At 68.4% G+C, this 12,274-nt stretch carries 15 protein-coding genes; 1 reads left to right on the top strand and 14 read right to left on the bottom strand.

The window, feature by feature from the left end:
- Positions 1–86 precede the first annotated feature (86 nt).
- A complete protein-coding gene (locus G6024_RS06965; RefSeq protein WP_235027794.1) occupies positions 87–965 on the top strand; it encodes a hypothetical protein in 879 nt (292 codons plus the stop codon).
- Here the strand turns inward: G6024_RS06965 and G6024_RS16625 are convergent.
- From G6024_RS16625 to G6024_RS06900, 14 genes are all read right to left on the bottom strand, one after another.
- Entirely contained in the window at positions 946–1,248 is a 303-nt protein-coding gene (locus G6024_RS16625; protein WP_235027793.1) for an Rv1322 family protein, read from the bottom strand. The genes G6024_RS06965 and G6024_RS16625 overlap by 20 nt on opposite strands.
- A gap of 15 nt (positions 1,249–1,263) precedes the next feature.
- Positions 1,264–1,944, bottom strand: coding sequence for an endonuclease NucS (gene nucS / locus G6024_RS06960; RefSeq protein WP_154827828.1), 681 nt, complete (start codon positions 1,942–1,944; stop codon positions 1,264–1,266).
- Positions 1,945–1,994: 50 nt separating this feature from the next.
- A complete protein-coding gene (locus G6024_RS06955) occupies positions 1,995–2,453 on the bottom strand; it encodes a DUF2550 family protein (RefSeq protein WP_194307303.1) in 459 nt (152 codons plus the stop codon).
- Between the two features lie 46 nt (positions 2,454–2,499).
- On the bottom strand, positions 2,500–2,871 hold the full coding sequence (locus G6024_RS06950) for a F0F1 ATP synthase subunit epsilon (protein ID WP_067718322.1): 372 nt from the start codon (positions 2,869–2,871) through the stop codon (positions 2,500–2,502).
- A 9-nt stretch (positions 2,872–2,880) separates the two neighbouring features.
- The gene (gene atpD / locus G6024_RS06945; protein ID WP_067718325.1) at positions 2,881–4,329 is read right to left on the bottom strand and encodes a F0F1 ATP synthase subunit beta; all 1,449 of its coding nucleotides are present in this window, start codon (positions 4,327–4,329) and stop codon (positions 2,881–2,883) included.
- 3 nt (positions 4,330–4,332) lie between these two features.
- On the bottom strand, positions 4,333–5,325 hold the full coding sequence (locus tag G6024_RS06940) for a F0F1 ATP synthase subunit gamma (RefSeq protein ID WP_096905258.1): 993 nt from the start codon (positions 5,323–5,325) through the stop codon (positions 4,333–4,335).
- 54 nt (positions 5,326–5,379) lie between these two features.
- On the bottom strand, positions 5,380–7,017 hold the full coding sequence (atpA, locus tag G6024_RS06935) for a F0F1 ATP synthase subunit alpha (protein WP_096905257.1): 1,638 nt from the start codon (positions 7,015–7,017) through the stop codon (positions 5,380–5,382).
- 90 nt (positions 7,018–7,107) lie between these two features.
- Positions 7,108–7,926 carry a F0F1 ATP synthase subunit delta gene (locus G6024_RS06930; protein WP_069389645.1) on the bottom strand — a complete coding sequence of 273 codons (819 nt, stop codon included), beginning with the start codon at positions 7,924–7,926 and terminating at the stop codon, positions 7,108–7,110.
- A 14-nt stretch (positions 7,927–7,940) separates the two neighbouring features.
- Positions 7,941–8,513 carry a F0F1 ATP synthase subunit B gene (locus G6024_RS06925; protein WP_096905256.1) on the bottom strand — a complete coding sequence of 191 codons (573 nt, stop codon included), beginning with the start codon at positions 8,511–8,513 and terminating at the stop codon, positions 7,941–7,943.
- 25 nt (positions 8,514–8,538) lie between these two features.
- A complete protein-coding gene (locus tag G6024_RS06920) occupies positions 8,539–8,778 on the bottom strand; it encodes an ATP synthase F0 subunit C (protein ID WP_067718337.1) in 240 nt (79 codons plus the stop codon).
- 98 nt (positions 8,779–8,876) lie between these two features.
- Complete coding sequence (atpB, locus tag G6024_RS06915; protein ID WP_235027792.1) at positions 8,877–9,560, bottom strand: F0F1 ATP synthase subunit A; 684 nt, start codon at positions 9,558–9,560, stop codon at positions 8,877–8,879.
- 363 nt (positions 9,561–9,923) lie between these two features.
- Complete coding sequence (locus G6024_RS06910; RefSeq protein ID WP_159148355.1) at positions 9,924–10,367, bottom strand: Cg1360 family ATP-synthase-associated protein; 444 nt, start codon at positions 10,365–10,367, stop codon at positions 9,924–9,926.
- 10 nt (positions 10,368–10,377) lie between these two features.
- Entirely contained in the window at positions 10,378–11,544 is a 1,167-nt protein-coding gene (locus G6024_RS06905) for a glycosyltransferase family 4 protein (RefSeq protein WP_067718345.1), read from the bottom strand.
- A 3-nt stretch (positions 11,545–11,547) separates the two neighbouring features.
- Complete coding sequence (locus tag G6024_RS06900; RefSeq protein ID WP_159148354.1) at positions 11,548–12,201, bottom strand: L-threonylcarbamoyladenylate synthase; 654 nt, start codon at positions 12,199–12,201, stop codon at positions 11,548–11,550.
- Positions 12,202–12,274 lie beyond the last annotated feature (73 nt).

Raw genomic sequence — 12,274 nt, 5'->3', positions numbered from 1 at the left:
CACCCTCTGCGCAATTCTCACCTGGCTACGCCAATTGGGAGACACGCCCTAGTCGCTCGCCCGGCTCCCGCCGCTAGGGTGGGGACATGTCGAGCATGCACACGTCACCCACCACCGCGGAGTCCTTCGCGGTGGTGCGCAAGGGATTTGACCGTGAGCAGGTGATGGGAGCACTCACCCGTCTCGAGACGGAGACGGGGGTACTGCGCGCTGACCGGGATGCCGCCGTCGCCCGGGCTGAGCGGGCCGCGGCGGACGCAGACCGGGAACGAGCACGGGTGGCACACCTCGAGGCCAGGGTCGCCGAACTCGGTCGGGCTCCCGTGACCAGCGGTCAGATGTCGGACAGGTTGTCGACGATGCTCTCGCTGGCCACCGCCGAAGCGGAGTCCATCCGTGACTCCGCGCACGCCACCGCCGACCGGATTCGCGCGGAGGCCGAGGAGGACGCGTGGCGGCTACGGGAGACCGCGGGCGCCGAATTGGCCGCGGTCCGCAGGAGTGCCGAGGCGGTCCGCACCGAGCACTCGTCCGTCCTCGATGCGGCACGCGCCCGCGCCCGGGAGATCATCCTCGCCGCGGAACGAGAGGCCCGGCGACTGGACGACGAGGCGGCGCGCCGGCGGCACGAGATCGATGAGGACCACCGACTGGCCTCGGATCTACGCCGGAGCGAGGACCTGCGCGCGGCAGCGCAACGCCAGGACGCCTCGCTGGCGGCCGCGGAGTCCACGCGTCGCGAGGCCGAGGAGGAGGCCCGTCGGCTCGTCGACGACGCCCGCCGCCGGGCGGAGCGTCTGGTCTCCCGGGCACGACGGCATGTGGACGACCTGCGCGTGCTCCGCGAGCGTGTGCTGGACGAGCTCGGCGCCATCCGGGCGACACTCGAACCCATCCCCGGGGCGCGCGACGACGGGGAGTACGACCTGCCGGAGGAACCGGACCTCAACTCCAGCGACGGGTGAGCCCCCTCCGGCCACGACCGGACCAGCACCCCGTGTGCCAGTGGCGACGTTCCTCGTCTCCACCGGGACGGTCCGGCCACGCCACGATGTGCGCGGTCCCGGACATCACCAGGTGATCGCAACCGGGGCACCGGTAGTCCTTGCCCGCTCTGGCCCCGGGGATCCGCCGTACGTGGTACGAATCGGGGTCACCGGCCGGCCCGGGTTCGAGCGCCGAGCCCCCGAGTCCGTGCCGCGGCGGTAGCGGCCGGTCGGCTTCGCCGCGTCGGTGTCGCCTGGGCATCGCGATGGCCTGCGGTCAGAAGAGTCGGAGATCGGTGGACTCGATCCCGCGCAGCGAGTCGTAGTCCAGGGTCACGCATCGGATCCCGCGGTCCTCGGCAAGCGTGCGCGCCTGGGGCTTGATGATCTGGGCGGCGAAGATCCCACTGACCGGCGCGAGCAACGGGTCGCGGTTGAGCAGTTCCAGATAGCGGGTCAGCTGCTCCACGCCGTCGATCTCACCGCGGCGTTTGATCTCGACGGCGACCGTCGTCCCCGTACCGTCGCGGCCGAGGATGTCGACGGGGCCGATCGCCGTCATGTACTCCCGGCGGACCAGGCTGTACCCCTGCCCGAGCGTCTCGATGTGCTCGGCGAGCAGTTCCTGCAGGTGTGCCTCGACGCCGTCCTTCACCAGTCCCGGGTCCACGCCCAGTTCGTGTCGGGAGTCGTGGTGCACCTCGGCGACGGTGATCCGTAGCTGCTCCCCCGCCTTGTTCTCCACCACCCACAGCTGCTGCTCCGGGTTCTCCGGGTGATCTCCCTCCACGAGGGAACAGGGTGGGGTCATCCAGTTGAGCGGCTTGTAGGCACGGTCGTCCGCGTGGACGCTCACCGACCCGTCGGCCTTGACCAGCAACAACCGCGGGGCCATCGGAAGATGAGCCGTGAGGCGACCGACGTAGTCGACCTGGCACGTGGCTACGACGAGACGCAACGGTTCCTCCTGGGTACGGGCACCGCCCCCGGCACGCGGCGCGGATGGTGTCAGCGGTGGGGACGCCGGGGGCGGACCTGCTCGGTGGAGCAGGCCTCGACCCACGCGAGCATCCCGGTCAGTTTTGCGAGGGCCACGCAGAGTTCACCTTCGACCGGACGGGCGCGGCGGTCGTGTCCGGAGAACGGAACGATCACCTCGCCCTCCTCTGCCACGTCGAGCTCCGGACCGGTGGGCTGTCGACGCGGGCCCAGCACGAGGGTCCGCCGGTCCAACCGCACGTCGGCACCGAACTTCACGCTCAGCAGACGGTATAACGCGACCTCGGTATCCGAGTACCGGACGGCGCCGTATCCCCACGCATCCTCCCCGGCCCTGCGAACGAGGACCGACGTGGAATTACGACGCACGACGACCAGTCGATACACGACGGCCGCGACCACCGGGACGAGCACGAGCAGGATGACGAGCCCGAGAATGATCTCGATGGGAGCCGTCACTCTGCTCATCCCCTTCCGGCGGTCGCGGCCGTGTGTGACGGGCGGACCGTGCGTACTAGGCGCCGGCCTTCTCGATGGCGAGGAGTCGGCCCCGGGCGGTGGCCGCGGCGGAGGCGTCATCGCCGGCCTCGGACAGCTGCCGCTCCGCGGCGGCGCGATCGATCGCGTCCGACCACTCTGCGGACTCCCCGAGGATGCTGACCTTGTTCGCGGTCACCGACAGGAAGCCGCCCTGGACGGCAGCGACCTTGCGCCCCTCGTCCGTGTACACCGTGACGGTACCGGCGGCATCCAGCTCACCGAGCAGAGGCTCGTGACCGGCCTGGATACCGATCTCACCCTCGCTGGTCTTGGCGACCACCATGGATGCGGTCCCGGACCAGAACCTGCGCTCGACGGTGACGAACTCGACTTCGATCTCAGCCATGGACGACCGTCACTTCCCGGAGAGCTTCTTGGCGTTGGCCTCGACATCGTCGAGACCGCCGATGCCGTTGAACGCCTGCTCCGGAAGGTGGTCCAGCTCGCCCTTGCAGAGCTTGTCGAACGCCTCGATGGTGTCCGACAGCGGGACGACCGAACCGACCTGACCGGTGAACTTCTCGGCGACCAGGAAGTTCTGGCCGAGGAAGCGCTCGAGGCGACGGGCACGCTGAACCGTGACCTTGTCCTCCTCGGACAGCTCGTCCATACCGAGGATGGCGATGATGTCTTGGAGTTCCTTGTACTTCTGGAGGATCTGGATGACCTCCTGGGCGACGCGGTAGTGCTCCTCGCCCACGATGCCCGGCTCGAGGATCCGAGAGGTCGAGGTGAGCGGGTCGACGGCCGGGTAGATGCCCTTCGACGCGATGGAGCGGGAGAGCTCCGTGGTGGCGTCGAGGTGGGCGAACGTCGTGGCCGGCGCCGGGTCGGTGTAGTCGTCGGCGGGGACGTAGATCGCCTGCAGCGACGTGATCGAGCGACCACGCGTCGAGGTGATTCGCTCCTGCAGCTGACCCATCTCGTCCGCGAGGGTCGGCTGGTAACCGACGGCGGACGGCATGCGGCCGAGCAGCGTCGAGACCTCGGAACCGGCCTGCGTGAAGCGGAAGATGTTGTCGATGAACAGGAGGACGTCCTGGCCCTGCACGTCGCGGAAGTACTCGGCCATGGTGAGGGCCGAGAGGGCGACGCGCATACGCGTCCCCGGCGGCTCGTCCATCTGACCGAACACCAGGGCGGTGTCCTGGAGGACGCCCATCTCCTCCATCTCGAGGAAGAGGTCGGTGCCCTCACGGGTGCGCTCACCGACGCCGGCGAACACCGACGTACCGGAGAACTCACGCGCGATACGGGTGATCATCTCCTGGATGAGCACCGTCTTGCCGACACCGGCACCACCGAACAGACCGATCTTGCCGCCCTTGACGTACGGGGTCAGCAGGTCGATCACCTTGACGCCGGTCTCGAGGATCTCGGTCTTGCCCTCGAGCTGGTCGAAGGCCGGCGGCTCGCGGTGAATACCCCACTGCTCGCCGTCCCGGCCGGTGCCGGGCGCGTCGAGGCAGTCGCCCAGGGCGTTGAAGACGTGGCCCTTGACGACGTCGCCGACCGGAACCGAGATCGGCTGACCGGAGTCGACCACCTCGGCACCGCGGACGAGTCCGTCGGTGGACTGCATCGAGATGCAGCGCACCATGTTGTCGCCCAGGTGCTGGGCGACCTCGAACGTCACGGTCTTGGCGACCGCCGCGAGGGTGATCTCGGCGGTGAGGGCGTTGAAGAGGGCCGGGAGGGCGCCGCGCGGGAACTCCACGTCGACGACCGCACCCAGGACGCGGGCGACCCGACCGGTGAGACCGGCCGTGCCCGTCGTGCTCTGATCGGTAACAGCTGTGGTCATTGCTTAGTCACTTCCTGCGCTAGCGGCGAGCGCACCAGCGCCACCGACAATCTCGCTGATTTCCTGGGTGATCTGTGCCTGGCGTGCCTGGTTCGCCTCGCGGCTCAGGCCCTCCACCAGCTCGGTGGCGTTGTCGGTCGCCGACTTCATGGCGGTCCGTCGTGCCGCCGACTCCGACGCCGCCGCCTCAAGGAGCGAGGCGAAGGCACGGGTCGACATGTACCTCGGGAGGATGTTGTCCAGGAGGGTGTCCGCATCCGGCTCGAAGGAGACCTCCGGCTTGAATTCGGACTCCGACCTGGGGCTGTCGTCCATCATGCCGTCGCCCAGGTCCAGCTCCTCGATCTCGACCTCGGTCTCGATCGGGGCCAGTCGACGCGCCCGCGGGGTCTGCGTGAGCATCGACTTGAACTGGGTGTAGACGATGTGGACCTCGTCGACGCCCTTGCGGGTGGTGTCCGTGCCGTCCCCCTCGAGGAACTCGGAGGCGTCGAACGTCGACTCGCCGCCGGCCTTGAAAGCCGCCGACAGGAGCTGAAACGCCGGACGCGCTTCCTGGTAGTCCGGCTTCTGCGAATGCCCGTGCCAGGCACCGGCGAGCTCGACCTCGCGGAACGTGTAGTACACGATCCCCTTGTTGCCCATCACGTAGATGTCGACCTCACGCCCTTCGCTCTCGAGGTAGGCGATGAGCTCGGCGGCCTCCTTGAGCACGTTGTGGTTGTAACCACCACACATGCCCCGGTCGGAGGTCACCACCAGCACGGCGGACCGCTTCGGGTTCTCCGGCTCGTTGAGCATCGGGTGCTTGAGCGACGAGGCACTCGCGAGATCGGTGAGGATCGCGGTGATCTGGTCCGCGAAGGGCTTGGCCTCCGCGACCCGGGCCTGGGCCTTGGAGATCTGCGAGGTCGCGATCAGCTCCTGGGCCTTGGTGATCTTCTTGGTCGAGTTGACCGACTTGATCCGGTCGCGTAGTTCACGCATGTTGGCCATGGGCGTGGATCACTCTCCTCTCGACCTTGAATCGGATGGCTGTCATCGCAGGCCTCAGGCCTTCTTCTTGGTGACCGTGAGCTTCTCACGATCGATCTCGTCCTCGGACAGCGCCTCGGCCTCGGGCTCGTTGACCACACGGGAACCGTCGGTGGCGACGAAGCCCTCCTTGAACTCGTTGGTCTTGGCCTCGAGGGTCGACTTGGACTCGTCGGAGAGCGCGGCTCCCCCCTCGATCTGGCTGTAGACGTCGGAGGCGGAGTGCCGCAGGGTCTCGAGCAGCTCGCCCTCGAAGCGACGGACGTCCTCGACCGGGACGGAGTCGTAGAAACCCTCACCGGCGAGGTAGATCGAGACGATCTGGTCCTCCACGGCGACCGGCGAGTTCTGGTCCTGCTTGAGGATCTCGACCAGACGCTGGCCACGCTCGAGCTGCGCCTTCGAGGCGGCGTCGAGGTCGGACGCGAACGTCGCGAACGACTCGAGGTCGCGGTACGCGGCCAGGTCCAGACGCAGCGAGCCGGAGACCTTCTTCATGCCCTTGGTCTGCGCGGCACCGCCGACTCGGGAGACGGAGATACCGACGTTGACGGCCGGACGCACACCGCGGTTGAACAGGTCGGACTCGAGGAAGACCTGACCGTCGGTGATCGAGATGACGTTGGTCGGGATGAACGCCGAGACGTCATTGGCCTTGGTCTCGATGATCGGGAGACCCGTCAGCGACCCACCGCCCATCTCGTCCGAGAGCTTGGCGCACCGCTCGAGCAGGCGGGAGTGCAGGTAGAAGACGTCGCCGGGGTACGCCTCGCGACCCGGGGGGCGACGGAGCAGCAGCGAGATCGCGCGGTACGCGTCGGCCTGCTTGGACAGGTCGTCGAACACGACCAGGACGTGCGCACCGTCGTACATCCAGTGCTGCCCGATGGCCGAACCGGTGAACGGCGCGAGCCACTTGAAGCCGGCCGAGTCAGAGGCGGGGGCGGCGACGATGGTGGTGTACTCCATCGCGCCGTTCTCCTCGAGCGTCGCCTTGACACCCGCGATGGTGGAGCCCTTCTGGCCGATCGCGACGTAGATGCACCGGAGCTGCTTGGTCTTGTCGCCCGACTCCCAGTTGGCCTTCTGGTTGAGGATCGCGTCGATGCAGACCGCGGTCTTGCCCGTCTTGCGGTCACCGATGATGAGCTGACGCTGACCGCGACCGATCGGCGTCATGGCGTCGATGGCCTTGATGCCGGTCTGCATGGGCTCCTCGACCGGCTGGCGCTCCAGAACGGACGGCGCCTGCAGCTCGAGGGCGCGGGTGCCTTCCGACTCGATGTCGCCGAGGCCGTCGATGGGCTGCCCGAGCGGGTTGACGACGCGACCGAGGAAGCCGTCGCCGACCGGAACGGAGAGGACCTCCCCGGTGCGACGCACCTCCTGGCCCTGGGCGATCTCATCGAAGTTGCCGAGCACGACCGCACCGATCTCGCGGTCCTCGAGGTTCAGTGCGACGCCGAGGATGCCGCCCGGGAACTCCAGCAGCTCGTTGGCCATCGCGGACGGGAGTCCGCTGATGTGGGCGATACCGTCGCCCGTGTCGGTGACGATTCCGACCTCCTCGCGCGACGCCTCGTTGGAGACCGTCGAGGTGTAATTCGCAATCGCACTGCGGATCTCGTCGGAGGAGATAGTCAGCTCCGCCATGTCATTCCTGCTCTCACTAAGTGTGGTCTGGATGTGTCTTGTCAGGTGAGCATCGACCGAGTGCGACCGTTGCTCGTCGGGTGTCGAGGCCTAGGGAAGCGCCCGTCGTACGGCCGAGAGCCGCCCGGCGACGGAACCGTCGATGATCTCGTCACCGACGCGGATCACCATGCCGCCGAGGACCGCTTGGTCGACCTGGACGTGGACCGCCATCTCCCGTCCGTAGATCTCGGCGAGCTTGCCCTCGAGTGCGGCCCGCTGCTCGGTGGTGAGTTCCGTGGCACTGGTGACCACGGCCACCGACTGTCCCTGGAGTTCGGCCGCCTGCCTGGACAGCGCGTCCAGATCGTCGGCGGGCATGGCGTCCGGCCGGGCGATCGCCTGCCCGGCGAGCGCCTCGGTGACCGCGGTCACCTTGCCGTAGAGGACATGACCGAGGAGTGCGCGCTTGGACTCCGTGGTGGTCGTGCGGTCGGACAGAGCCTGCTCGAACTCCGCGTCGCCCGCGACGATGCGGCCCAATCTGAACAGTTCGTCCTCGACCGTCCCGAGCTGACCCTGCTCCCGGGCCGAGAGCAGGAGCGCTTCCCGGCCGAGGGTGACGAGGCCCTCACGGAGATCCCGCGGGGTGGACCAGGACAGTGCGACCGCAGCAAGCACGACCGCGAGGGTCGACTCGTCGATCTTCCAGCCGAACACCGAACGGGCGAGGTCCTCGCGGGCCTCGACCGGTGCGGACGAGTCCGCGACGGCGACACGCAGGGAGCGGTCACCCTCCAGGACGTCGACGACCCGGAAGAGCTCGGCACCGACCTTGGCGCCCGTGGCGCCCCCGGCCGGGTTCGCGGAGAGCGTGGACTGCAGGACCGACCGGGACTGCTCGAGGGCGTCGCGGCTTGCTGCGTGCATAGTCTGCTTCTTCCTTACTTCTGGCCCGCCCCGGCGACCTTGTCCAGGTCGGCGAGGAAACGGTCGATGGTGCCCGAACGGCGGACCGGATCGGACAGCTGCTCACCCATGAGCCGCTCGGCGAGCTCGACCGACTGGCGTCCGAGGTCGCCACGGAGCTCCGTGACGATCTGCTGACGCTGCGCGGCGAGCTGCTGCTGCCCGGCGGCGACGATGCGGTCGCTCTCGGCCTGGGCCTCCGCCTTCATGTCGGCGAGGATCTGCTGCCCCTGCGCACGCGCGTCGTCGCGGATCTTCGCGGCTTCGCCACGCGCCTCGGCGAGCTGGGCGTTGTACTTGTTCAGGGCCGCCTTCGCCTCGGCCTGTGCGGCCTCCGCCTTCTCGATGCCGCCCTCGATGCGCTGGGTGCGCTCGTCCAGGACCCGCTTGAACATCGGGAGGACGAACTTCCAGAACACGAACAGGACGACAGCGAACGGGATCAGCGACCAGACGATGTCGTACAGCGCCGGCGAGAGGACGTTGGGCGTCTCCTCCAGCGGGAGCCCCTCGGTCTCGCTCGCGGCGAGAATGTGGATCGGATTCATGTCGTTGACCTTCGCCAGCCGGCGATCAGAAAATGAAGCCGGTGACGATACCGATGAGCGCCAGGGCCTCGGTGAAGGCGATGCCCAGGAACATCGTGGTGCGCAGCTGGCCGGCCATCTCGGGCTGGCGGGCCATGCCCTCGATCGCCTTGCCGACGACGATGCCGATGCCGATGCCGGGGCCGATCGCGGCGAGGCCGTAGCCGATGGCGCCGTAACCGCGGGCGGTCGTCTCGGTTGCCTGGGCGAGAGTGACGATATCCATGTGGGTTTCCGTTCCCTTTCAGATGGCCGGTGCGGGATGTCCGCACTCGGTCGTCGGTGTGGTCTGGGTGTCCCGGCGCTCGCGGCGCCGGAAGTCTTTTAGTGACTGTCGGCGTGCAACGACAGGTCGATGTACACCGCGGTGAGCAGCGCGAAGATGTACGCCTGCAGGAAGATCACCAGCAGCTCGAAGAACGTGAACGCCACCGACACGATGATGGTCACGAGGCTGACCGCGGTCCACCCGTTGAACTGCCAGAAGAAGAAGTTCGTGGCGGAGAACAGCAGCACGATCATGATGTGCCCGGCCAGCATGTTGGCCATCAGACGGATGGTCAGCGTGGCCGGCCGCAGGATGAAGGTCGACACGAACTCGATCGGCACGACCAGCAGGTGCAGCGCCGGGGGAAGGTTCGGCACGACGACCGACTTGCCCACGAAGGAGAAGAAGCCGTACTTCTTGGCTCCCGCATAGATGAAGACCACATACGCGACCGCGGCCATGACCAGCGGCATGCCGATCCGCGCGTTGGGCGAGATGTTGAAGCCCGGGATCACGGCGGGCAGGTTCATGAACAGCGTGAGGAAGAAGATCGTCGCGATGACCGGGAGGAACCGGTCACCGTCCTTCTTCCCGATGATCTCGTCCGAGATGTTGTTCTTGACGAAGTCCAGCGCGATCTCGCCGACGTTCTGCAGTCCGCGCGGCACGACGGCCGACCGGCGCATCGCCAGGTAGAACAGCACCGCGACGACGGCCGCCGCGATCAGCCGGATGATCATCAGCCGGTCCAGAGCGAACGGAGTCCCCTCGAAGAGCACGGCCGGCGGGAAGAAGTCATTTAGTGACGGCGGATGGAACTCGCCCTTGAATGCCAGCAGTGACGTGCTCAGCGCTCTCTCCCCTGTTCGGGCCGCCTGCAGAGACGGTGGTCATGTCCAGTGTTTCGTTCCGACCTGCGGAACCCGGGAGGGCCCGGGGATTCTCGCGGCGTGTACCGCCGCGCCCTTTTCCGGTTTCCCTCCGCAGAGCATCGTAGCAAAGGCCATCCCCTGCGGACCCCTGGGGGCACCTCACGCCGTTATCAGCTCCACATCTCCCCGAAACCAGTCCGTGACCGATCGGGAGTGCCGGAAAATCCCAGCTCAGGGCTCCACGTACGGGGCGCGCGTGCGCAGAATGGCCACCGTCTCCGACGCGAGGACCACGACCATGGCCACGACGATGGTCGTGGCGAACGCGGGCTTGGAGTAGAAGTCGAGCGGCTTGAGAGCCGCGACGACCCCGATCGCCACGATGAGCTTGAGGAGCCACGTTCCCAACAGGACGGCTCCGGTCACCTGGGGTGAGGTTCGGGCCGTGGCGATCACCACCACCGCGGTGAGGAGGACGAACACGCCACCGATCGCGGCCCCGAGCAGGGCGCCCCACAGGCCGGAGCGACCATCCACCGCCCACCACAGCCCTGCGCTGATCACCATGAGCACGGCGAGCGCGGCGCCGCCGAGGGTCACCGCCCTGCGTAGTCCGATGGTGTGGGCGCTCTCGACCTGGTGTCCGGGGGCGTCGTGTCCGGGGGTGTCGTCCATACCCCGCAGCCTAGTCGCCCGGGGATCGGGGCCCGTCGGCCGTCCGGTGCTTCCCGCGCGAACTGCGGAGGCGAGGGACGAGGGTCGCCGCCAGGACGGAGAGGAGACCGGCCGCGATCGCGGGGACGATCACCTCGGTGGGCAGCATCGTCGCCCCGACGGCCCCGAACGCGATGAGGGAGACCCACGCGTAGATGACCAGCGCGACCCTCCGGTGGGAGTGCCCCAGCGCGAGCAGCCGGTGGTGCAGGTGCATCTTGTCGGGTGCGAAGGGGCTACGGCCGGCCCCGACCCGCCGCACCACCGCCATGACCAGGTCGAGCATCGGCACGAACATCGCGGCCGCGACCACGATCACCGGCGAGAGCAGGACGATCATGTCCTGGGGCCCGTACAGGCTCTGCGAGATCTTCCCGGAGGCGCTCGTCGAGGCCGCGGCGAGGACCAGTCCGATCAGCATGGACCCGGAGTCGCCCATGAAGATCCGGGCGGGTTGGAAATTGTGGGGCAGGAACCCGATGAGCGCCCCGGCCAGGACCGCGGTGACCAGTGCCGGCGGGTAGGCCCCGACGGTCCCGCCCTGGTCCAGCATGATGCCCACGGAGAACACGCAGATCGCCGTGGCCGCGATGGCCCCGAGTCCGGCGGCGAGCCCGTCGAGTCCGTCCACGAAGTTCATCGCGTTGACGATCGTCAGTGTGAACACGACCGTGAGCAGTCCGGCCTGGAGCTGGTCGAGGACGAGGATGTTGCCGTCCCCGAAGGGGATGTACAGCAGCGTCCACGACACGCCCATCGCGACCAGGACCCCGGCCGCGGCGGCCTGGCCCGCGAGTTTGGTGACGGCCCCGAGCCCGAGGATGTCGTCCACGATCCCCACCAGCACGATCACCCCGCCGGCGACGATGGTGGCCTCCACGTCGGGGGCGAAGGGCGGGAAGGCCCGGTTCAGGGCCGGCAGCTGCGCGGCGAGGTAGACGGCGATGAGCATCCCGGTGAAGATGCCCACCCCGCCGAGCCGGGGGGTGGGGACCTGGTGCACGTCCCGCTCCCGCGGGTAGGCGAGCCCGCCGATCGCGGGTGCCACTCCCCTGACCAGACCGGTGACGACGAAGGTGACCAGTCCGGCGGTGACCGCGATGAGCAGCAGCTCCCGGAACGGGACCCCGGCACCCATGGTTCAGCCGTGCAGGACCGCGGGGTCGACGCCGAGGACCTCTCCCACGCGCTCGGCGGTCACCGCGCCCTCGCGGACGATGCGCGGACCGGGCCCGGTGAGGTCGACGATCGTCGAGGGCTGGCCGATCGCACACGGGCCGCCGTCGAGGTACACGGCCACCGAGTCGCCGAGCTGCTCCCGGGCCTGGGCCACGGTGGTGGCCGGCGGTTGACCGGAGACGTTGGCACTGGACACCGCGAGCGGGCCGACCTCGCGCAGGAGTTCGATGGCGACGGGGTGCAGCGGCATCCGGAGCATGACCGTGCCGCGGGTCTGGCCGAGGTCCCAGCCCAGGGACGGTGCCTGGTGCACGATGAGACTCAAGCCCCCCGGCCAGAAGGCGCGGATGAGGTCGCGGGCGGCGGCCGGGGTGCTCACGACGAGGCCGTCGATGGTCTCCCACGAGCCGACCAGGACCGGCACCGGCATGTCCGGGCCACGGCGCTTGGCGGACAGCAGCGAGACCACCGCGTCCGGGTCGAAGGCATCGGCGGCGATGCCGTAGAGCGTGTCGGTGGGGGTCACGACCAGCCGGCCCGAGCGCAGGGCGCCTGCAGCGGAACTGAGACCGACCTCGCGGCCGGTGTCCTCGGTGCAGTCGTAGGTGATGGTCACCGGGTGGTCCCCTTCCGGACTGTCGTGTCGACCTTGTCGTCGTCGTCGTTGTCGTCGTCGTCGCCGTTGTCGT

The organism is Dietzia maris, from assembly GCF_014144855.1.
GTDB lineage: Bacteria > Actinomycetota > Actinomycetes > Mycobacteriales > Mycobacteriaceae > Dietzia > Dietzia kunjamensis.
This window is presented reverse-complemented; position numbering and strand designations above follow the sequence as displayed.

Bases quoted from the DNA above. Each gene is read 5' to 3' on its own strand.
- G6024_RS06910 (WP_159148355.1), bottom strand. From the start codon at position 10,367: ATGGACGACACCCCCGGACACGACGCCCCCGGACACCAGGTCGAGAGC.
- G6024_RS06940 (WP_096905258.1), bottom strand. From the start codon at position 5,325: ATGGCCAACATGCGTGAACTACGCGACCGGATCAAGTCGGTCAACTCG.
- G6024_RS16625 (WP_235027793.1), bottom strand. From the start codon at position 1,248: ATGCCCAGGCGACACCGACGCGGCGAAGCCGACCGGCCGCTACCGCCG.
- G6024_RS06955 (WP_194307303.1), bottom strand. From the start codon at position 2,453: ATGAGCAGAGTGACGGCTCCCATCGAGATCATTCTCGGGCTCGTCATC.
- G6024_RS06905 (WP_067718345.1), bottom strand. From the start codon at position 11,544: ATGGGTGCCGGGGTCCCGTTCCGGGAGCTGCTGCTCATCGCGGTCACC.
- G6024_RS06965 (WP_235027794.1), top strand. From the start codon at position 87: ATGTCGAGCATGCACACGTCACCCACCACCGCGGAGTCCTTCGCGGTG.
- atpA (WP_096905257.1), bottom strand. From the start codon at position 7,017: ATGGCGGAGCTGACTATCTCCTCCGACGAGATCCGCAGTGCGATTGCG.
- G6024_RS06920 (WP_067718337.1), bottom strand. From the start codon at position 8,778: ATGGATATCGTCACTCTCGCCCAGGCAACCGAGACGACCGCCCGCGGT.
- G6024_RS06930 (WP_069389645.1), bottom strand. From the start codon at position 7,926: ATGCACGCAGCAAGCCGCGACGCCCTCGAGCAGTCCCGGTCGGTCCTG.
- atpD (WP_067718325.1), bottom strand. From the start codon at position 4,329: ATGACCACAGCTGTTACCGATCAGAGCACGACGGGCACGGCCGGTCTC.
- G6024_RS06950 (WP_067718322.1), bottom strand. From the start codon at position 2,871: ATGGCTGAGATCGAAGTCGAGTTCGTCACCGTCGAGCGCAGGTTCTGG.
- G6024_RS06925 (WP_096905256.1), bottom strand. From the start codon at position 8,513: ATGAATCCGATCCACATTCTCGCCGCGAGCGAGACCGAGGGGCTCCCG.
- atpB (WP_235027792.1), bottom strand. From the start codon at position 9,560: ATGATCATCCGGCTGATCGCGGCGGCCGTCGTCGCGGTGCTGTTCTAC.